This is a genomic window from Mycobacterium sp. E2479 (genome assembly GCF_001667925.1).
Taxonomy (GTDB): domain Bacteria; phylum Actinomycetota; class Actinomycetes; order Mycobacteriales; family Mycobacteriaceae; genus Mycobacterium.
This window is the reverse complement of the sequence record NZ_LZJR01000062.1, coordinates 1-20,134: the sequence shown is the minus strand read 5'-3', so window position 1 is coordinate 20,134 and position 20,134 is coordinate 1. Positions and strand designations below refer to the sequence as shown.

Here is a 20,134-nt window from a genome sequence, read left to right as displayed (position 1 = left end):
AAAAGCCCCCGAACACAACGCTTTTCGGGGGCTTTTGCATCTACTCGGCAGAAATCAGTGCGCGTGGCCGTGGTGATGACCGTGGCCGTGCTCGTCCTCCTCCTCAGCAGGCTTGTCGACAACCGCCGTCTCCGTGGTGCGAGATGTACCACCGCCCAACATTTCCGTTCAACGCGCAGCGGTGTTTCGTCTAAGCGAGATCTAGGTGTATGAACTCGATCTGGATTCCATCAGGATCGACGAAGTCAAAGATGTGCGCGCGACCGTCCGCCGCTTCCCGAACGGCTGACCGCGCCACGCCGCGGACGTCGAGCCAAGTCGCCCACGCGTGCAACTCATCCAAAGACGTCGCCGTCAATGCGAAGTGATCGAGGCCGGTACGTGTTGGGTGGAACCGCTCTCCCCCGTTACCTGAATGTTCATAGAGATCAAAGATGCATCCGCCCAGGGAAAGGATGGCCATGCGACCGATAAACGACGCGCTCGTGCCGCCGTGCGGTCCAACCAAGAGATCCGCTCCCAGCACGTCGCGATAGAAGCCCATGCTGCGCTCGAGGTTCGTCACAGAAATCCCGAGGTGATGCAGTCCGGCCAGGTGCGGACGATCACGACCCACGACCTAAATGGTGCCATTGATGGCAGTGAGGTAAAACGAAAACCCCCGGCCGATAAGCCGGGGGTGTCTCGTTACCTACCGCTAGTGATAGTGGTGATGACCGTGGCCGTGGCCGTGGCCGTCGTTCGCCCGGCTCGGCGGGCTTGTCCACGACCGCCGTCTCGGTGGTGCAGGAAATACCACAGGCCCCGACAACCACGGTCACCATCACGACCACTGGGAGCACGCTGCACGAAACATCCCAGCCCTCCTCAGGGGTGCTTCCGTTTCACTTCAGCTTCGCAAACGGCAGCATCTTGATAAATTCGCTGAAACCACTTGCCAATCATCGTCGGAGTTTCCGACGTGCACCGGGATGATCCAATGAGCGACTCACCAGAATCGGTTGTCCGAAGGTTTTTTGCCGCCTGGTCTGACCCGAAAGCAGATGAATTGGGCAGCTTCTTCAACGAAGATGCCCAATGGGTCGACGGTCCGCAAGGAATCCGCGACGGCGCGGAGGCCATCAAGGTCGAATTGGCGGCCCAGCTCACTGCAGTGGGAGGCGTGAAGGTTGATATCAAGACGCTCGTCGGCCGTGGGCGGACCGTCATGGTCGAACAGGTCTCGAACTCGATTGTTCGCGGCAGCCTCATTAGCAGCGTTGTCATGGCAGTCTTCGAGTTGGGTGAAAGCGGGCGAATTCAGCAGTGGCGGGAAGCTTACGATCTGAAATCGGCGACCGACCAGATCGCAGCTGCCGCAAAATCTTAAGGCGTCGGTCACGCCACGCTGCCTTGCAGCAGAGTTGAAACACCCCCGGACCAATCATGATCCGGGGGCATCTCGCTGGAACTACTCAGTGGTGGTGGTGCCCGTGGCCATGGCCGTGGTCATCGTCGGCCTCGGCCGGCTTCTCGACCACCGCGGTTTCGGTGGTGAGAACCATCCGGGCCACCGACGCCGCGTTGAGCACCGCCGAGCGGGTGACCTTGACCGGGTCGATGACGCCGTCGGCGATCAGGTCGCCATATGTCAGCTTGTCCGCGTTCAGCCCGTGCCCGTTGGGCAGCTCGGTCACCTTGTGCACCGCGACCGCGCCGTCGAGCCCGGCGTTGGTGGCGATCCAGTACAGCGGCGCCGCCAACGCCTCGGAGAAGACGTCGACGCCCAATGCCTGATCGGCAGTCAGGGACTTGCGGAGCTCGTCCAGCGCCTTGCGCGTCTGCAGCAGTGCCGAGCCGCCGCCCGCGACGATGCCTTCCTCAACAGCCGCTTTCGCGGCTGCGACGGCATCCTCGACGCTTTCCTTGCGTTCCTTGAGCGCGGTCTCGGTGGCCGCTCCCACCTGGATCACGGCCACGCCGCCGGCCAGCTTGGCCAGGCGCTCCTGCAGCTTCTCGCGGTCCCAGTCAGAGTCGCTTGCCTCGATCTCGGCGCGCAGCTGCTTGACGCGGTTGGCCACCGCCTCCTTGGAGCCGCCGCCGTCGACGATGACGGTGTCGTCCTTGCTGACCACCACACGGCGGGCCGAGCCCAGCACGTCCGTGCCGACCTCCCGCAGCAGTAGGCCCGCGTCGGGGTTGATCACCTGGCCACCGGTCACCACCGCCAGATCCTCCAGGAACGCCTTGCGGCGGTCACCGAAGAACGGCGCCTTGACCGCGACGGCCTTGAGCGTCTTGCGGATGGAGTTCACCACCAGGGTCGCCAGCGGCTCGCCCTCGATGTCTTCGGCGATGATCAGCAGCGGCTTGCCCGATTCGGCGACCTTCTCCAGCATGGGCAGCAGGTCGGGCAGTGAGCTGATCTTCTCCTGGTGCAGCAGGATCACCGGGTCGTCCAGTACGGCCTGCTGGGAGTCGAAGTCGGTGACGAAATAGGCCGACAAGAAACCCTTGTCGAAACCGACGCCCTCGGTGAACTCGAGCTCGGTGCTCAGCGTCGAGGATTCTTCGACGGTCACCACACCGTCGGTGCCGACCTTGGTCATCGCCTCGCCGACCAGCTCACCCAACAGCTGGTCGCGCGAGGACACGGTCGCCACCTGCGCGATCGCGTCCTTGCCCGAGACCGGGGTGGCCGACGCCAGCAGCGCCTCGGACACGGCGTCGGCGGCCTTGCTGATCCCCGCGCCCAGTTCGATGGGATTGGCGCCCGCGGCAACCAGCCGCAGGCCGCCCTTGACCAGCGCCTGTGCCAGCACGGTCGCGGTCGTGGTGCCGTCGCCCGCGACGTCGTTGGTCTTGGTCGCCACCGACTTCACCAGCTGGGCGCCCAGATTCTCGAACGGGTCTTCCAGCTCGATCTCACGCGCGACGGTCACACCATCGTTGGTGACAGCCGGGCCGCCGAATGCCTTGGCCAGCACCACATGCCGGCCGCGCGGCCCGAGCGTCACCCGCACCGCGTCGGCGAGCGTGTTCACGCCCGCCTCGATGGCACGGCGCGCTGTCTCGTCATATTCAATGATCTTGCTCATCAGGCTCCTTCACCCAAACGCATGCCGCCCCGGAAATCGCCCGCGCAGGACGCGGGGATCGCCGGGGCGGAACACGGTTCTTACTTGGAGACGACAGCCAGCACGTCGCGTGCCGACAGGATCAGGTACTCCTCGCCGCCGTACTTGATCTCGGTGCCGCCGTACTTGCTGTAGATGACGGTGTCGCCTTCCGAGACGTCCAGCGGGATGCGCTTCTCGCCATCGTCGTCCCACCGGCCGGGGCCGACTGCGACGACGGTACCTTCCTGCGGCTTCTCCTTGGCGGTGTCAGGAATGACCAGACCGGACGCGGTCGTGGTCTCGGCCTCGTTGGCCTGCACGAGAATCTTGTCCTCGAGTGGCTTGATATTCACCTTCGCCACGATTGGAGCCCTCCACTGTTTGGGTCGGGTCCGGGACGCGCCCGGACCGGAGTTGACGGCCGATACGGGTTGGCCCCGAACCGGTCGAGTTATCAGGTGTTCGGCATCCGTCCTTGCCCGAGCGCCGTCGTCGCGGGTGCCGGCACAGGGCTTGGCCGATTGCCACCTAGCACTCTATACATGAGAGTGCTAGCACTCAAGGGCGCCCTGCTGCTTCCTATGTGAGCCGCGGTCGTCGCGGCGAGTCACTTTGCGTAAATCGGCCGAAGTGAATAATAAATCTGTGCACTTGGGCATCTGGCGGGCCAATGGCGCGGCCGCGGCTCTGGCAACCTCCATGGCGCTCTTAGCGGGCTGCACCGGGTTGACCGGGGCAGCTCACGCCGACCCGAACGGCCAGATGTACGGGAACCCTCAGGCCGCGGCGCCCTATTGGCGCTATCAGATCGGCGAAGACTGCGGCCTGATGGCAGTCGCCGACGTGGTCGGACAGGTTTCCGGTAAAGAACCCAGCCAGGTCGGCATCGAGCTACGCGGCGTGTTCACCAAAAGCGAAGTGCACCACGGCGGCGTCTACCTTTTTGACGGGACCTCGCCGCAAGACATGGTGCTGCTCCTGAGCAGGTACGGCGTGCAATCCCAGCTGACGACGGGCAACACGTTGCAAGGAATGGAGCGGGACCTGGCCAGCGGCCGCAAGGTGATCGCGGCGATCAACGCCGAGACCATCTGGAACTACCCGCCAGGCAAAGGACAGCGGACCAACGCCGACCACGCCGTCGTCGTCACCGGCGTCGACACCCGCAACAACATCGTTCATCTCAACGACAGCGGCACCCCCAGCGGCCGCAACGAGCAGATCCCCTTGGCCACCTTCACCCAGGCCTGGGCTACGAGCGACAACCTGCTCATCGTCGCCTAGGCCACCACCTGGCCGCGGACCACCGGCAGCCCGGGGTCGCTGGGCACGTCCAACGGTGACTCTGGCGCCCCGGCGGCCACCAGGTGAGCGGCGAAGGACGCGATCATTGCCCCGTTGTCGGTGCACAGCCTGGGCTTGGGGATCCGCAGGGTCAGCCCGGCCGACGCGCTGCGCTTCTCCGCCAGCTCGCGCAACCGTGAATTCGCGGCCACTCCACCCGCGATCAGCAGCGTCGAGACCCCGAGGTCGGTCGCCGCGCGCACCGCCTTTCGGGTCAGCACGTCGGCGACGGCCTCCTGGAACCCCGCGGCGATATCGGCGTTCACCGCGTCCGGGTGGCTTTCCAGGTATCTCGCGACGGCCGTCTTGAGCCCGGAGAAGCTGAACGCGTACGGGTCGTCGCGCGGCCCGGACATACCGCGCGGGAACGCGATGGCGTCGCGATCACCGGTACGGGCAAGCTCATCGAGGACCCTGCCGCCCGGGTAACCCAGGCCCAGCAGCCGCGCCACCTTGTCGTAAGCCTCGCCGGCGGCGTCGTCGACCGTACTGCCGAGCTCGACGATCGGCTCGCCGAGTGAACGGACATGCAACAGGTGAGTGTGGCCGCCGGAGACCAGCAGCGCCACACACTCGGGCAGCGGCCCATGCTCGTAGACATCGGCGGCCAGGTGTCCGCCCAGATGGTTCACCGCGTAGAAGGGCACCCCCCAGGCGGCCGAATACGCTTTGGCCGCAGCGACTCCCACCAGCAGGGCGCCGGCCAACCCGGGCCCGATGGTGGCCGCGACGACGTCGGGCCTCTTTAGGCCGGCGGTCGACAGCGCGCGGCGCATGGCGGGCCCCAGCGCCTCCAGGTGTGCGCGTGAGGCGATCTCGGGGACCACGCCGCCGAACCGCACGTGTTCGTCAACACTGGAAGCCACCTCGTCGGCCAGCAGCGTCACGGTGCCATCGGCGTCCAGCCGCGCGATGCCGACTCCCGTTTCGTCGCAAGAGGTTTCGATCGCGAGGACAGTTGTCATGAGCGCTCCACGCTTCGCTTGGCATCGTCGTCCACGCGTGTCACAAGGCCTCCCTGCGCATCGTGTACGCGTCGGCGCCGCTGACGCGGTAGTAGCGGCGGCGCAGGCCGATCCGCGCGAACCCGACGCTGGTGTACAGCCCGATGGCCGCCTCGTTGTCGGTGCGGACTTCCAGGTAAACCGCGCCGCCGTCAGCGAAGGTCAGGAGCTCGTCGAGCAGCCGGCGGCCGATCCCCCGCCCCTGGTATGCGGGATCCACGCCGATGGTGTGCACCTCGTACTCGTAGGGCGGGGTGCGGCCGAGCCGCGAGATCCCAGCGTAGCCGACCAGCGTCTCGCCGACCCGCGCGCCCACGTAATGGTTGTGCACACTGGCCAATTCGCGGTGGAAAGCTGCGGCGGGCCAGGGATCGTCTCCGTCGAAGAGCTCCGCCTCGAGCTCGCCGCAGCGGCGCGCGTCTGCGCGGGTCAGTGGGCCGACCGTCACGGCCTCGCTGTGGGCGGTCATTGCCGTGCCGCCAACGGTTTGGCGTCGGGCCGACGCAGATACAGGGCCACCAGTGGCGGCGGATTGGCGGACCAATCAGCTACCGCTGCAACCAATCCGGCCGGGGTGGGGCAGCGCGGCCCGCACACCGGCAAACCGAACAGGCTGGCGTGCTCGGGTGATCCTGCAACGGCCGCAGCGGTATCCGGGTCGACGTCGGTCGCGGCGTTGACCGCGGGCCCGTAGGTGCGCACGCCGTCGCGGTAGCGGGCCCAGTAGACCTCGCGCCGACGGGCGTCGGTGACCACCAACGTGTCCCCGGGGGTTCGCACGCCGATGGCGTCGAGGCTGCACACGCCATACACCGGAATGTCCAGCGCGTGCCCGTAGGCGGCGGCGGTGGCCATCCCGGCTCGCAGGCCGGTGAACGGCCCCGGGCCACAGCCCACCACGACGGCATCGAGGTCGGCCATCGTCAACTCCGCATGAGCCAGGGCCGCACCGACATTCGGGGTGAGCCGTTCGGCGTGAGCGCGGGCGTCGACGGTGACCCGTTCGGCGAGCACGCACAGGTCTTCACGGCGCACGAGTCCGGCCGTCACGGCAGGGGTGGAGGTGTCGAGCGCGAGGACGATGCTCATGCCCACCTCCAGGTGGCGATCCGCACATCGGATCCGGTGACGCGCTCCAGCCGGATATCCAAATGATGCTCGGCCAGCCGCTCGACCAGACCCTCGCCCCATTCCACCACGACGACAGCGTCGTCGAGATCGCTGTCCAAGTCCAGCGAATCGAGCTCGCCGAGCAGGTCTGCTCCCTGGTGGCCGGTCTGGTCGAGCAACCGGTACATGTCGACGTGAATCAGCGTCGGGGCGCCCGGGCACCGCGCCGGATGCACCCGCGCCAGCACGTAGGACGGTGAGGTGACTGGCCCGTCGACATCCATTGCCACGGCAATTCCCTTGGCCAGCACGGTCTTTCCCGCGCCGAGCGGACCGGAGAGCACCACCACGTCGCCCGCCCGCAGCTGTTGCCCCAGTCGCGACCCCAGCGCCATGGTGTCTTCGACGTGCTCCAGCGTCGCGGTGCCCTCGCCCTGCGGCGATCGCGAGCGCGGCACCGCCGGGCGCGGCGGGTCGCCGCCACCGGACTTAGCCACGGCGCCGCAACCATTCTCGCAGCCGTCGCATCCGCAGCGCCACCTTGCCCGGGGTGGCTCGCCTGACCAATCGGACCAGCCCGCCGTTGATGGCGTCGGGCTTGTCCAGCAGCGCCAGATGGCTGGCCCCCGCGACGATGACCAGCTCGGACTGCGGCAGGCTGGCGGCCATCTTTCGCGAATACTCGTCCGGGGTGAGCAAGTCGTGGTCGCCGCATGCGATGAGGGTCGGGACGCGCAGCAGCGTCCACAGCCCGGCGGTCTCGTCATGCTTTTCCAACGCGTCCAGGAAACCCACCATGGTGGGGATGGGGGTGCTGTTCATCATGCGCTGGGAGAACGCGTCCAGGCTCCGACTGACCTGCAGGTCGCTGAAGGAGGCGGCCCGCAGCACCGGGCCGATCAACGACCGGGACACGTTGCGGCCGCGGTGCATCAGCTTGGGCGCGGACCGCGCCGCAACCCGGACTGCTTCCAGCGCAGGGTTTTTGAGTATCTCACCAAGTGGTGACCTCGCAACACCCTCGGCCGCGGAGGAAATCAGCGCGCCGCCCACTATTCGGCGCCCGTACTGCTCGGGGAATTGGCGGGCATGCGACAACACCGTCATGCCGCCCATCGAGTGGCCCACCAACACGATCATTCCACGCGGCGCCACCACGTTCAGCACGGTCTGCAGGTCCCTGCCGAGTTGGGTCAGCGTGTAGGTTTCGGGGTCCGCCTCGCCGGATCTGCCGTGTCCGCGCTGGTCGTAAAAGACCATCCGCACGTCGGGTCCCAACTGATCGGGCAGCCGCGTGCGCTGAAAATGAAAGGCGCCCATCTGCAAACAGAATCCGTGAACGAACACGATGGTCAGCGGTGCGTCGGCCGGACCGGCTTCGCGGACCGCCAGCGGAATCCCGTCGGGAGTGGTCACCACCACGCTGGTGTCGTCTTCGAGCCTGTTGAAATCCTCATGGGCATACAGGTCTTCGACCGCGGAGCGCTGGGTGATCGACCGGCGCGCCGACGCCCCGATAATGGTGGCGACGGCCGTCACCCCCGCACCTCCCGCAAGCCAGGCCCTGCCCTTGCGGCGCCTGCGGGATTTCTCAGGACTCAACGGTTCGCGCCTCGCGGTAGGTCCTGGTGATCCGGCCGCGGGGGCTGGTCACCACTTCGTAGTGGATGGTGCCGAGCAGATCGGCCCAGTCCTGTGCCGTGGGTTCACCACTGACGCCCGGCCCGAACAGGATCGCCTCGTCGCCTTCGGCCACGTCGGTGCGTCCCGGGCCGAGGTCGACGACGAACTGGTCCATGCATATCCGCCCGACGCCCGGTCGCCGCCTGCCGTTGATCATGACCTCCAGCCGACCGCCCAACGACCGGAAGACGCCGTCGGCGTAGCCGACCGGGATCAGCGCGAGGTTGGTGTCGCGCTGGGCGGTCCAGGTGTGGCCGTAGGATACGCTCTCCCCTGCGCCAATCGACTTCACCAGGGCAACAGTGCATTTCACCGTCATCGCGGGCACCAGACCCATATCGCCGCGCTCGGGCACCGGACTCAACCCGTATATCGCGATGCCGGGGCGCACCATGTCGAAGGCCAAGTCGGGACGAGACATCGTGGCCGACGAATTCGACAGGTGTGCGACGTCGAACCGCACACCCTGGTCACGCGCCTGCGCCAGCATGTCGCCGAATCGTTGGGCCTGAAGGTCATTCACTGGGTTGGCGGGCTGGTCGGCGTAGACCATGTGCGACATCAGCCCCCGCAGCGTGATGGCCTCCTCGGCGACGGCTCGGCGCAGCGCGGTCAGCATCGACGGGTATTGCCCCGGCGATACCCCATTGCGGTTCAGCCCGGTGTCGACCTTGACGGTCACCACCGCGGTCCGGCCGGTGCGGCGCGCCGCGTCCAGCACCTCCTCGAGCTGGCGCTCCGACGACACGGCGATCTGAATGTCGGCCAGCAGCGCGGGCCCGAAGTCGATGCCGGGCGGGTGCAGCCAGGCCAACACCGGCGCTCCGATTCCGGCCGCGCGCAGAGCCAGACCCTCGGCGACGGTGGCGACACCCAACTCGGTGGCCCCCGCGGCCAGCGCGGCGCGCGCCGTCTGGACGGCTCCGTGGCCGTAGCCGTCGGCCTTGACCACGGCCATCACCTGCGCGCCGCCGGCCTGCTCGCCCAGCAGGCGCACGTTGTGCTCAATCGCGCCCAGGTCGACCAGGGCCTCGGCGAGGACGCCCGGTGTCAGGGATATCGGCGTAACGGCCAAAAAAGTCGCGCTCCCGCTCTCGTCTGTCTGTTGGTTGGCTGTCTGCCAGTTCGCAGCAGCCATTGTCCCAGAACGGGTCGGACACATCGTTCGCCGACGGCGGGCGGACCGCAACGGGCCAGGATGGCTTCGTCGCAGTAATCACAGGCGTCACACGCGCCCCGCCGGGAATCTGACCGACGATTGCCCGCCTTTCAGCGACAAATCGCGACGTCAATGGCCCATGGGCTCGTTGTCGCTGTGAGGCGGGCAATCGCGCACATGACTTCCGCCGCCACCGCTGTGGCCGCCGTGACTCATTCGGCGGGACGCATCCGTGTGACACATCCCGTGCGGCGCCACCGATGTGACACAGCCGGTGTGACAACCCCGTAGGACGGGCTCAGTGCGCGAAGTGCTCGGCCCTGTAGTGGCCGCCCGGCTTGAGCTTGTCCAACGACGCCAGCGCGGCACGGGCATCGTCGTGCAGGGCCCGGGCCAAGTCGGCGGACAGTCCCTCGCGCACCACGATGCGCAACACCGAAATGTTGGTGGCGTTGTCCGGCATGGTGTAGGCAGGCACCTGCCAGCCGTAGCCGCGCAATTCGTGGGAGACGTCGAACTCGGTGTACCCGCAGTCCCTCGAAAGCCGGAAGCTGACCACCGGGATCTCCGAACCGTCGGAAATCAACTCGGCGTGTTCTCCGCTGCGCAGCTGCTCACCCAGCCAGCGCGCCGTCGACGACAGCGTCTGCATGACCTGCGTGTAGCCCTCGCGGCCCAGCCGCAGGAAGTTGTAGTACTGGCCCACCACCTGGTTGCCGGGCCGGGAGAAGTTCAGCGTGAACGTCGGCATGTCGCCGCCCAGATAATTCACGTGGAACACCAGATCGTCGGGCAGGTACTCCTTGCCGCGCCACACCACGAACCCGACGCCCGGATAAGTCAGCCCGTACTTGTGGCCACTGACGTTGATCGAGACCACCCGGGGCAGCCTAAAGTCCCACTTCAGCTCGGGGTGCAGGAAAGGCACCACGAATCCCCCGCTGGCGGCGTCGACGTGGACCGGAACGTCCACCCCACCACCGGCGGCCAGCTTGTCCAACGCCGCGCAGATCTCGGCGATGGGCTCCAGTTCGCCGGTGTAGGTGGTGCCCAGGATCGCCACCACCCCGATGGTGTCCTCGTCGACGGCGTCGATGACCTGCTCGGGCGTGATGACGTAACGCCCCTCCTCCATCGGCAGGTAGCGCGGTTCGACGTCGAAGTAGCGACAGAACTTCTCCCAGACCACCTGGACGTTGGACCCCATCACCAGGTTGGGGGTGCGCGTCTTCCAGCCGTCTTTTCCGGAGCCGACCTTTGCCCGCCACCGCCACTTCATCGCCAGACCGCCCAACATCACCGCCTCGCTGGACCCGATGGTGGATACCCCGCACGCGCTGGACGGGTCGTCGTCACGCAAGCCCTCGGCGTGGAACAGGTCGGCCACCATGGACACACAGCGCTGTTCGATGGCCGCCGTCGCCGGATATTCGTCCTTGTCGATCATGTTCTTGTCGAACGTCTCGGCCATCAGCCGGCCCGCCTCGGGATCCATCCAGGTGGTGACGAAAGTGGCCAGGTTGAGCCGTGAGCTGCCGTCGAGCATCAGCTCGTCGTGGATGAAGCGGTACGCGGCCTCCGGGTCCATCGACTCGTCGGGCATCCGCAGCGCCGGTACCGGCGCGGTGAACAGGCGGCCGGTGTAAGCCGGGGCGATTGAGTGTGCGCGCATAGACGGGTGTTGGGGCACAACGAAATCCTTTCAACGACTCCTACAGGGCGGCCAGGGCGGCTCGGATGTGCGGCACCATGCGCGATGCCGAGGTGGGCGCTTCTCCGGGACCCGGGTCGGCGGCCGACAGCGCCGCCGCGCGCGCGTGCACGAAGGCGGCGGCGGCCGCCGCCTCGACCGGCGGCAAACCCGACGCCAGTAGCGCGCCGATCATGCCGGACAACACGTCACCGGAGCCGGCCGTGGACGCCCACGACTGCCCGGCCGGATTGAGGTAGACCGGGCCGCCGGGATCGGCGATGACGGTGACGTTGCCCTTGAGGAGAACCGTGGCGCCGAACATGTCGGCCAGCTTGCGGCACGCACCCACCCGGTCCTCACCGGGCGGGTTACCCGCCAGCCGGGCGAATTCACCCGCGTGGGGAGTCAGCACCGTCGGGGCGGTGCGGTTGACCACCAGCTCGGGATGGGCCGCCAGGATCGTCAGCCCGTCGGCGTCCACGATCACCGGCAGGTCGGTCTCCAGCGCGAACCACAGCGCCGCGGCCCCGACGTCGTCGGTGCCCAATCCGGGCCCGACGACCCAGGACTGCACCCGTCCGGCCGATGCGGGGGTGGGCGAGGCGATCACCTCGGGCCAGTGCGCGAGCACCTCGCGGTGCGCGCTGCCGGCGTAGCGGACCATGCCGGAGGTGGCCGCGACGGCGGCGCCGGTGCACAGCACGGCGGCACCCGGATACGTCGACGAGCCGGCCATCACGCCGGTGACGCCCTGGGTGTACTTGTCGTCGTGGGGCCCGGGCACCGGCCAGCGGGCGGCCACGTCGGCGGTCTCGAAGCCCCGCACGTCGGTGTTCGCAAGAGCGAGCCCGATGTCGATCAGCCGGACCCGCCCGCAGTCGGCGAGTGCGTGCACGGGTTTGAGCCCGCCGAAGGTGACGGTCAGCACGGCGTGCACCGCGGGGCCGGTGATCGCCCCGGTCGCCGCGTCGATGCCGCTGGGGATGTCGACGGCGACCACCGGGATTCTCGCGTTGTCGACGGCGGCGAACACCTCGGACGCGGCGGGTCGCAGCGCTCCGGAGCCTGAGATCCCCACCACACCGTCGATGACGAGATCTGTTGTCGGGGAGACACCTTCGACGATGCGGCCGCCGGCCCGCAAAAACGCCGCCATGCCTTTGCGATGGGTGCGCTCGGGGTTGAGCAAGATCGCGTCCGCGGCCGCGCCGCGGCGGCGCAGGAAGGTGGCCGCCCACAGCGCGTCACCGCCGTTGTCTCCAGAGCCGACGACCGCGCACACGCGTCGACCCGCTACCCCACCGGTACGGGCGGCTAACTCGCCGAGGATTTCGGTGGCAAGCCCGTAAGCCGCCCGGCGCATCAGCGCACCGTCGGGCAGGCTGGCCAGCAGAGGCGCCTCGGCCTGGCGGATCGCGTCTACGGAGTAGTAATGGCGCATCAGAGTCAGATTACGTGTCCACGTGGCGGTGGACAGCCGCGCTCGGCAGGCCTGCGTCCACGGCGACCGGCACCGCTGCGGAGTGGCTTGGCGCCCACGGTGTTTCGGTGCCCTCCGGTGCCGGCATCAGGTCGAGGGCTTTGGCGGCACGTTGCGGCGCGCCATGGCCTGCAGGCGCGCGGGGCTCAACGGGCTGTTGCGCCTGGAGCGCGTGCGCGTCATCGGGTAGAAGCACAAGCCGATGAGGATCGAGGTGAAGTGCCCGATGGCGGTGAAGTTCAATTCGCTGCCCATCGTGATCAGCGGGAAACCGAAGATGATGCACAGGACCCCGAGATATCCCCAGCGCCACGGCCGGGCGATGTGGTAGCTCAGCACGGCCATCACGCCGACGAGGAAATAGCTGACCCCGATGTCGCGGGCATGCACCAGCCGTTGCGGGGCGTCGTGTTCCTCGATCGCGAAGTAGAGGATGCCTTCGCTGATGTAGGTGGCAAGGATGTGCGAGCTCAATCCGACAGTGAGCCAGCGCAGCTGGCCGAGCCAGTGTTCGGCCGGCGCGAGGAACAGGGTGAACAGCAGGAGGTAGGGCTCGAATTTTTTGCCGTCGATCCACAGCAGGCTGGAGAACAGGACGGCGAGCGGGTCACTGCCGAGCTCGTGAATGTTGGTGGAGCGGTGCAGCAGTACCGAGTGCAGTTCCTGGCCGGTGAGATGGTTCTGGATGAACGTCGTGATCATCAGCACCAACAGCCAGCCGTAGGTCAGCGGCGCGGTGATGACGAAATGCCAGACCACCAGCGTCATGCTGCGCACTCGACTGCGAACCGATGGATGCGCCACGACATCAACCTTCGCACGCTGGGCAGTCCGCCGGACGACTTCGGCGGCAAACACGCCACCGACGATCGGCTACTCCTCCGGCGGCGAGGCGACCGGATCCGCCGGTGCGGGGGTCGGACCCGCCGCGGCGGGCACCGGGCGCAAATGCCGCCACCAGCAGCCGATGTACAGGATCATCGAGATCGCCAGCGCGAGCAGGACCCAGATGACGACGGTGATATCGACCCAGCTGCCGAAGGGCGGCGAGCCGGGTAGCGCGTTTCGCAGCGGCACCACCGCGAACAACATCGCCGCGTACCACGTCGTCATCGGTGGCTGAAACGGCCGCCGATTCCGCGCCGTCTGAATCGCCACGACCAGAGCCAGGCTGGCGATCGTGATGAGCACGCCGAGGATCACGACGGCGAACGCCGCGGTGCTCAGCGAGCGCCGCACGTTCAGTCGGTAGGGGCCGTCCGCCTGGGATCTGGTGGCGGATAGCCGCCATCCCGAAAGGTGATCGACGAAAGTGACCGGCACACGCTCGGGCGCCCGGTCGGTGTCAGGCCCATGGAAGATTTCGACCTCGATCGGCCCCGACCGGTATTGATCGAAGGGCCAGCGCTCGATCTGGCCGGCGATGGTCAGCGGGACGGCCATCAGGCCGGGAAGCATGCCCTTGGTCCAGGTGTGCCGGGAGGGCATCGCGGCGGACCTGACGCGCAGACTCAGATCTTCCTTGAGGTGGCGGGTTTTGGGGTCCAACAACGCCGATCCGGGATTGAACGCCAGATTGACCGCGAGCACGCTGTTGTTGGATTGAATGTCTTCGACGTTGACTGTCGCCGACGGCTTGTCGCCTTCGACCGTTGGGGCGGCAACATCCAGACGCCGGCCAGTACCGCTTTGCGCGTACATCGCGACGGCCACCACGTATGCCGCGAGGATCAGGACGACAAGGCCTACGGCGCCGTATTTCGTGCCGGCCGCTCGCATAGTTGCTCCCGCCATCCCACCTGCCGCGAATCCTGCCCCAGGGCAATGTAATGGATCGGCTGGGTGTCCGCCGGTGATAGGGGCGAAGGGGCGCGAGCTATGCGCGCCTATTCAACGGTGACGGACTTGGCCAGGTTTCGCGGCTTGTCGACGTCGTAACCGCGGGCCTGGGCCACCGACGCGGCGAACACCTGCAGCGGGATGGTCGACAGCAGCGGCTGCAGAAGCGTTGACACGGACGGAATCTCGATCAGGTGGTCGGCGTACGGGCGCACGGTGTCATCGCCTTCTTCGGCGATGACGATGGTTACCGCACCGCGGGCCTGGATCTCGCGGATGTTGGACAACAACTTGGCGTGCAGCACGGCCGATCCTTTGGGGGACGGCATGATGACGATGACCGGCAGATCGTCTTCGATCAGCGCGATGGGGCCGTGCTTGAGCTCTCCGGCGGCGAATCCCTCGGCGTGCATGTACGCCAATTCCTTGAGTTTCAGCGCGCCTTCCAGCGCCACCGGGTATCCGACGTGGCGGCCCAGGAACAGCACCGTCGGGGACTGGGCGAATTGATAGGCCAAGGCGGCCACCGGTTTGATCGTCGCGATGACCCGCGCGACGAGATCCGGCATCGCCTCCAGCTCGTGGTATTCGCGCTGTACCTCGTCGGGGTACTTGGTCCCGCGGGCCTGCGCGAGGGCCAGCCCGACCAGATAGTTGGCGGCGATCTGAGCCAGGAACGTCTTGGTCGAGGCCACCCCGATCTCGGGGCCGGCACGGGTGTAGAGCACGGCGTCACACTCACGGGGGATCTGCGAGCCGTTGGTGTTGCAGATCGCCAAGACCTTGGCCTTCTGCTCCTTGGCGTGCCGGACCGCTTCGAGGGTGTCCGCGGTCTCGCCGGACTGCGAGATGGCGACCACCAGGGTGCTGCGGTCCAGAACCGGGTCCCGGTACCGGAATTCGCTCGCCAGCTCGACCTCGACCGGGAGCCTCGTCCAGTGCTCGATCGCGTACTTCGCCAGCAGGCCGGAGTGATACGCCGTCCCGCAGGCCACCACGAACACCTTGTCGATCTCGCGGAGTTCCTGATCGGACAGCCGCTGTTCGTCCAGGACGATCCGGCCGTCGACGAAGTGTCCCAGCAGGGTGTCGGCCACCGCCGCGGGCTGCTCGGCGATCTCCTTGAGCATGAAGTACTCGTAGCCACCCTTTTCGGCGGCGGCCAGATCCCAATCGATATGGAACTCGCGGTATGCCGCGGGTCCCAGGTCGTCGTTGCCGTCGAAATCGGTGATCCGGTAGCCATCGGCGGTGATCACCACGGCCTGGTCCTGGCCGAGTTCGATCGCGTTGCGGGTGTGCGGGATGAAGGCCGCCACGTCGGAGCCGACGAACATCTCCCCGTCGCCGATGCCGATCACCAGCGGGGTGGAGCGGCGGGCGGCGACGATGGTGCCGGGGTCGTCGGCGTTGGCGAACACCAACGTGAAGTGGCCGTCCAGGCGGCGCAGTACGGCGAGCACCGATGCGGCGAAATCGCCTGCGGTGGGGCCATCCCGGTACGCCTGCGACACCAGATGCACCGCCACCTCGGTGTCGGTGTCGCTGGCGAACTCCACGCCCTGAGTCTCCAGCTCATGACGCAGGCTGGCGTAGTTCTCGATGATGCCGTTGTGGACAACCGCGATCCTGCCGGCGGCGTCGCGATGCGGGTGGGCGTTGCGGTCCGTTGGGCGTCCGTGGGTGGCCCATCGGGTGTGGCCCAGGCCGGTGGTTCCGGTCAGCGACGACGCCGGTATTTCGGCGATCGCCTCTTCCAGGTTGGCCAGCCGGCCGGCACGACGGCTGACCGTCAGGGTGCCTGCCGAGGGGCCACTGCCATCGACCAAGGCGACGCCCGACGAGTCGTAGCCCCGGTACTCCATCCGACGCAGCGCGGACATGACGACCTCACAGGCGGGCCGCTGCCCGACATAGCCGACAATTCCGCACATTCTGAACAGGGTAGTGCAGGTGCAGCACCGGCCCCGCACTCCGAGGTCATGGTTAGGCCGCCCACCTGCACGAAAGGCTTGTTTGACCGACCCTACCGCCAGTTCTCCCTCCGGCTCGCCGAGCACATCGGAGCCGTGGTCATGTTTGTGCAGCGCACCTACACCTTCACCGGAACGCTCGAGCAATGCGAACGCGCGTATCGCGGTGCCCAAACCCACAGCTTCCTGGCCGGTTGGCGGGGCGTATCCCGCAGCAGGACGCTGACGTTCATTCACTCCCTCGTCACAGTAATTCACCTGATGTATTCGAAACATTGTTATTCGCCACGACATCTGCCGCGCGCATCACTTTAATCTTCCAAATATCAGCAAATACCGTAAAAACCTCAAACCTCGGAAGGACCGTCTGCAATCAGGGCTTTTGTCGGCTACGGGTCGGACATATCAGCTACCTGAGATCGCGCTTTTAGCTGAGCCATGAATTCAATTGTCAGTAATTGTTGACGGGGAGTTGTGCACCGGGTCGCATTGAGATGCGTAACTTTCTCCGACCGCGACCGGGCGCCATCAGGAGGCAGAAATGACCGCAGTTCGCTACGACGATCTGGTGCCCGCCCCCATCGCGCCGGCAACCCCGCAGAAACCCAGGCCGCGTCCTGGGGCGTCGGCAAACTCCGGCAACCCCTTGACGGATATGACCGCCCAACTGCTGTCGGTCCCGCTGCGCCAGCTTTACGCGGCCCTGTGGCGAATGGGCGTCATCGAGGTCACGAGTTAGCCGGGGCTCCGCGCACCGGCGTTCGCAAGCCGGGCGGCGTTCCTTCTCCCCCGGCGCCTGATTGCGATGCGCTAACGTCGACGCGTGGCCCGTACCCGCAAGCTCGTCGCAGCTCTCAGCCGCCGTGGCCCCCATCGGGTTTTGCGTGGCGACCTGGCCTTTGCGGGTTTGCCGGGGGTGGTGTACACCCCCGAGGAGGGGATGAATCTGCCCGGCGTGGCGTTCGGCCACGACTGGCTCACCAGCGCGGCCCGCTATTCGAACTTGCTCGAGCATCTGGCGTCATGGGGCATCGTGGCCGGCGCCCCCGACACCCAGCGCGGCCTGGCTCCCTCGGTGCTGAACTTCGCGTCCGATCTCGGCACCGCCCTGGACATCGTGTCGGGCGTGCGCCTGGGCCCCGGCAAGATCAGCGTGCACCCGGCCAAGCTCGGCGTGGCCGGTCACGGCTTCGGCGGCTCGGCGGCGGTGTTCGCCGCGGCCGGGATGCCCACCAAGCCCGCCGCAGCGGCGGCGATCTTCCCCAGCGTCACCAGCCCGCCGGCCCAGCAGCCGGCGGCGACGCTGAATGTTCCCGGGGTGATCTTCACCGCGCCCGGCGATCCGAAAACGTTGTATTCCAACGCGTTTGCGCTGGCCAATGCCTGGGACGGGGCGACGCTGCGCATCGTCAGCAAGGCCCAACCCGGTGGGCTGATCGAGGGCCGACGGCTGACCAAGGTGCTGGGGCTGGCCGGTGCGCACCGGCGCACCCAACGGTCGGTCCGGGCGTTGTTGACCGGCTACCTGCTCTACACCCTGGGCGGCGACGAAGAATATCGCGATTTCGCCGATCCGCAAATGCACCTGCCCGGCACCGATGTGATCGACCCCGAGGCCGAAGCGATTCCACTGGAAGACAAGATCGTCGCGCTGCTGAAGTGAGGCGGCACGGCCGAGGGGGTAATCGCCTTCTATGTCGACCGTGCAAGCGCTCTACGACCGCTGGATCATCGAACTGTGGAACGGCCAGCCCATCGCGGCAGAGATCGTCACCGACGACTTCGTAGGTCACTGGCCCGGCCGCGAGGTGTGCGGACCCCAGGAGCTTGCGCAGATCATTGAGCAAACGCGAAACATGTTCTCGGAATTGAGTTTTGCCGTCGAGATTGGTCCACTGTCCGACGGCGACCTGGTTGCCGGGCGCTGGGTGGGCACCGGTCTCGGTCCGGACGGACCGGTCTCGTTCACCGGCAACGACATCCTTCGCCTTGCCGCCGACGGCCAACGGTTCGCCGAATACTGGACGGGCACTTCGGCGGGCTGAGCGCCCCGGCCCGCGCGACAGCGTGGTAAGTGTCATTCATGCGAATCGGGATCGCGCTGAATTATTCGGGTGGCTTTCACGAGGCCGTGCACCGCGTGGTCGAACTCGAAAAATCGGGTATCGAAGTCGTGGTGGTGGCCGAGGCGTATGCCTTCGACGCCATCAGCCAACTGGGCTATCTGGCCGCCAAGACCAACACCGTCGAGCTGGCTTCCGGGGTGCTGCCCATCTACATCCGCACGCCGTCGCTGCTGGCGATGACCGCCGCGGGGCTGGACTACGTGTCCGACGGGCGATTCCGCCTCGGCATCGGCACCTCCGGACCGCAGGTGATCGAGGGATTCCACGGCGTCGCGTTCGACGCCCCGATCGGCCGCACCCGCGAGATCGTGGAGATCTGCCGCAAGGTGTGGCGCCGCGAACGCGTGCGATACGACGGCAAGCATTACCAGCTGCCGCTGCCCCCGGATCGCGGGACGGGTCTGGGCAAGTCTCTGCAGCTCATCAATCACCCAGTGCGCGAACGCATTCCGGTCAGCATCGCCGCGCTGGGCCCAAAGAATGTCGAGCTCACCGCCGAGATCGCGGAGGGCTGGCAGCCGGTCTTCTACCTGCCGGACAAGGCCGCGTCGATCTGGGGCGAGTCGCTGGCGGCCGGTGCCGCCAAGCGTGATCCCGCATTGGGGCCCCTCGATGTGATGGTGCACGCGTCGTTGGCCATCGGGGATAACGTGGACGATCGCCTGGCGTGGGTCAAGCCACAGCTGGGCCTCTACATCGGCGGGATGGGCGCCAAAGGCCGCAATTTCTACCACAATCTGGCGACGCGGTATGGGTTTGGGGAGGTCGCCGACCGGATCCAGGAGCTTTACCTGTCCGGACGAAAGCAGGAGGCCATCGACGCGGTGCCCGACGAGCTGGTGCGCGGCATGTCGCTGATCGGCCCGCCCGGATATGTCGCCGAACGCATGGCCGCCTTCGCTGAGGCGGGAGTGACCACGCTGTTGGTGAATCCGCTGGCCGCCGACCGCGCCGAATCCCTGCGCTTTGTCGAAGAAGCGCTGAAGTTGCAGCCCTGAGCGGTCACTGCCCCGCCTGCGGAAGCTGGTCGGCGGCAATCTCGCACGGCGTCGATCCCTGGTCGGCCGCGGGTGCCGGTCCGGCGACGGGACCAGCGGTCGGCGCGGGCCCTACGGTCGGCGCGGGCGGTGCAGGTGTGGTCGCCGGCGGTGGGGCCTCGTCCGGTTGGATCGTGTCGTCGGGCTCGGCCTGAGGTTCGTCGGTTTCGACGGGCCGGTTGGTTTCGACGGGGTCGTCCGGATCATCGGGGGTCTTCTCGGCGACCAGGTTCTCACGATCGTCTGCATGGAAGGGTGTTTCGTCGACAGGGTCCTCGCCCTCGTTCAACGGATCCGCGCCGTCCAGGCCGTCACCGGCCGATCCGATCAGCCCGCTTACCGCGTCGACGATCCGGCCGGCCAGCCCGAGCAGACCGCCGCCGCCGAGTCCGCCACCGCCGCCGGTCGCCGCCGTGCCGCCGGGGGACTGGGGAACTGGGCTCGGTGAAGCCCCCGGCATGCCGGTGGGCGATCTGGGTGGGTTCGGCGGTGGCGATCTCGGTGATGGACTCGGCGGTGGCGGACTCGGCGAAATCGGTGCGGCGCTTTCCGAATCGGGCGCAGCGGCCGGCAGCGTCGCAGCGGTCT

General features: G+C 67.1%; 21 protein-coding genes and 1 pseudogene. 6 read left to right on the top strand and 16 right to left on the bottom strand.

Translation table 11 applies throughout. The features are described 5' to 3' along the window. Positions 1-54: 54 nt before the first annotated feature. Both A5686_RS28385 and A5686_RS07545 read right to left on the bottom strand, forming a co-directional pair. A pseudogene (locus A5686_RS28385) lies at positions 55-138 on the bottom strand (hypothetical protein); the annotation flags it as partial. A gap of 52 nt (positions 139-190) precedes the next feature. After that, complete coding sequence (locus tag A5686_RS07545) at positions 191-616, bottom strand: VOC family protein (protein ID WP_067932670.1); 426 nt, start codon at positions 614-616, stop codon at positions 191-193. Between the two features lie 363 nt (positions 617-979). Between A5686_RS07545 and A5686_RS07540 the strand changes: the two genes are divergently transcribed. After that, positions 980-1,369, top strand: coding sequence for a nuclear transport factor 2 family protein (locus tag A5686_RS07540; protein ID WP_067932668.1), 390 nt, complete (start codon positions 980-982; stop codon positions 1,367-1,369). A gap of 85 nt (positions 1,370-1,454) precedes the next feature. On the opposite strand, the gene groL is transcribed toward A5686_RS07540, so the two are convergent. Further along, positions 1,455-3,077 carry a chaperonin GroEL gene (gene groL, locus A5686_RS07535; RefSeq protein WP_067932665.1) on the bottom strand — a complete coding sequence of 541 codons (1,623 nt, stop codon included), beginning with the start codon at positions 3,075-3,077 and terminating at the stop codon, positions 1,455-1,457. A gap of 80 nt (positions 3,078-3,157) precedes the next feature. Further along, the gene (gene groES / locus A5686_RS07530; RefSeq protein WP_067932663.1) at positions 3,158-3,460 is read right to left on the bottom strand and encodes a co-chaperone GroES; all 303 of its coding nucleotides are present in this window, start codon (positions 3,458-3,460) and stop codon (positions 3,158-3,160) included. Between the two features lie 268 nt (positions 3,461-3,728). Between groES and A5686_RS07525 the strand changes: the two genes are divergently transcribed. Beyond that, positions 3,729-4,382: a C39 family peptidase gene (locus tag A5686_RS07525; protein ID WP_231986315.1), complete on the top strand. Its 654-nt coding sequence runs from the start codon at positions 3,729-3,731 to the stop codon at positions 4,380-4,382. Here the strand turns inward: A5686_RS07525 and tsaD are convergent. The 11 genes from tsaD to glmS form a co-directional block, all read right to left on the bottom strand. Further along, positions 4,379-5,407, bottom strand: a complete 1,029-nt coding sequence (tsaD, locus tag A5686_RS07520) for a tRNA (adenosine(37)-N6)-threonylcarbamoyltransferase complex transferase subunit TsaD (protein WP_067932662.1) — start codon at positions 5,405-5,407, stop codon at positions 4,379-4,381. The two genes, A5686_RS07525 and tsaD, sit on opposite strands and share 4 nt — an antisense overlap. Positions 5,408-5,447: 40 nt before the next feature. Beyond that, positions 5,448-5,915 (bottom strand): ribosomal protein S18-alanine N-acetyltransferase, encoded by a 468-nt coding sequence (gene rimI / locus A5686_RS07515; RefSeq protein WP_067932659.1) that lies wholly within the window; start codon positions 5,913-5,915, stop codon positions 5,448-5,450. Further along, a complete protein-coding gene (gene tsaB / locus A5686_RS07510) occupies positions 5,912-6,535 on the bottom strand; it encodes a tRNA (adenosine(37)-N6)-threonylcarbamoyltransferase complex dimerization subunit type 1 TsaB (RefSeq protein ID WP_067932656.1) in 624 nt (207 codons plus the stop codon). The genes rimI and tsaB overlap by 4 nt, the downstream gene beginning before the upstream one ends. Then, entirely contained in the window at positions 6,532-7,014 is a 483-nt protein-coding gene (tsaE, locus tag A5686_RS07505; RefSeq protein WP_255405003.1) for a tRNA (adenosine(37)-N6)-threonylcarbamoyltransferase complex ATPase subunit type 1 TsaE, read from the bottom strand. Before tsaE ends, tsaB begins: the two co-directional genes overlap by 4 nt. 31 nt (positions 7,015-7,045) lie before the next feature. Further along, positions 7,046-8,095, bottom strand: a complete 1,050-nt coding sequence (locus A5686_RS07500) for an alpha/beta fold hydrolase (RefSeq protein WP_197520510.1) — start codon at positions 8,093-8,095, stop codon at positions 7,046-7,048. A gap of 52 nt (positions 8,096-8,147) precedes the next feature. Then, entirely contained in the window at positions 8,148-9,314 is a 1,167-nt protein-coding gene (gene alr, locus A5686_RS07495) for an alanine racemase (protein WP_067932771.1), read from the bottom strand. A 382-nt stretch (positions 9,315-9,696) separates the two neighbouring features. Beyond that, the gene (locus tag A5686_RS07490) at positions 9,697-11,070 is read right to left on the bottom strand and encodes a glutamate decarboxylase (protein WP_156749993.1); all 1,374 of its coding nucleotides are present in this window, start codon (positions 11,068-11,070) and stop codon (positions 9,697-9,699) included. Between the two features lie 40 nt (positions 11,071-11,110). Then, on the bottom strand, positions 11,111-12,532 hold the full coding sequence (locus A5686_RS07485; protein ID WP_067932651.1) for a bifunctional ADP-dependent NAD(P)H-hydrate dehydratase/NAD(P)H-hydrate epimerase: 1,422 nt from the start codon (positions 12,530-12,532) through the stop codon (positions 11,111-11,113). 126 nt (positions 12,533-12,658) lie between these two features. Then, positions 12,659-13,339, bottom strand: coding sequence for a rhomboid-like protein (locus tag A5686_RS07480; RefSeq protein WP_067932769.1), 681 nt, complete (start codon positions 13,337-13,339; stop codon positions 12,659-12,661). A gap of 105 nt (positions 13,340-13,444) precedes the next feature. Beyond that, positions 13,445-14,350, bottom strand: coding sequence for a DUF4436 domain-containing protein (locus tag A5686_RS07475; protein ID WP_067932648.1), 906 nt, complete (start codon positions 14,348-14,350; stop codon positions 13,445-13,447). Between the two features lie 107 nt (positions 14,351-14,457). Continuing rightward, a complete protein-coding gene (gene glmS, locus A5686_RS07470) occupies positions 14,458-16,344 on the bottom strand; it encodes a glutamine--fructose-6-phosphate transaminase (isomerizing) (RefSeq protein ID WP_067932767.1) in 1,887 nt (628 codons plus the stop codon). Positions 16,345-16,924: 580 nt separating this feature from the next. Between glmS and A5686_RS07465 the strand changes: the two genes are divergently transcribed. From A5686_RS07465 to A5686_RS07450, 4 genes are all read left to right on the top strand, one after another. After that, positions 16,925-17,122 (top strand): Rv1535 family protein, encoded by a 198-nt coding sequence (locus tag A5686_RS07465; RefSeq protein WP_067932646.1) that lies wholly within the window; start codon positions 16,925-16,927, stop codon positions 17,120-17,122. Positions 17,123-17,206: 84 nt separating this feature from the next. Next, entirely contained in the window at positions 17,207-18,046 is an 840-nt protein-coding gene (locus A5686_RS07460; protein WP_067932644.1) for a dienelactone hydrolase family protein, read from the top strand. Between the two features lie 31 nt (positions 18,047-18,077). Next, on the top strand, positions 18,078-18,428 hold the full coding sequence (locus tag A5686_RS07455; RefSeq protein WP_067932642.1) for an ester cyclase: 351 nt from the start codon (positions 18,078-18,080) through the stop codon (positions 18,426-18,428). Positions 18,429-18,466: 38 nt separating this feature from the next. Next, positions 18,467-19,507: an LLM class F420-dependent oxidoreductase gene (locus A5686_RS07450; protein ID WP_067932640.1), complete on the top strand. Its 1,041-nt coding sequence runs from the start codon at positions 18,467-18,469 to the stop codon at positions 19,505-19,507. 4 nt (positions 19,508-19,511) lie between these two features. On the opposite strand, the gene A5686_RS07445 is transcribed toward A5686_RS07450, so the two are convergent. Continuing rightward, positions 19,512-20,006, bottom strand: a complete 495-nt coding sequence (locus tag A5686_RS07445) for a hypothetical protein (protein WP_067932638.1) — start codon at positions 20,004-20,006, stop codon at positions 19,512-19,514. Between the last annotated feature and the right edge of the window lie 128 nt (positions 20,007-20,134).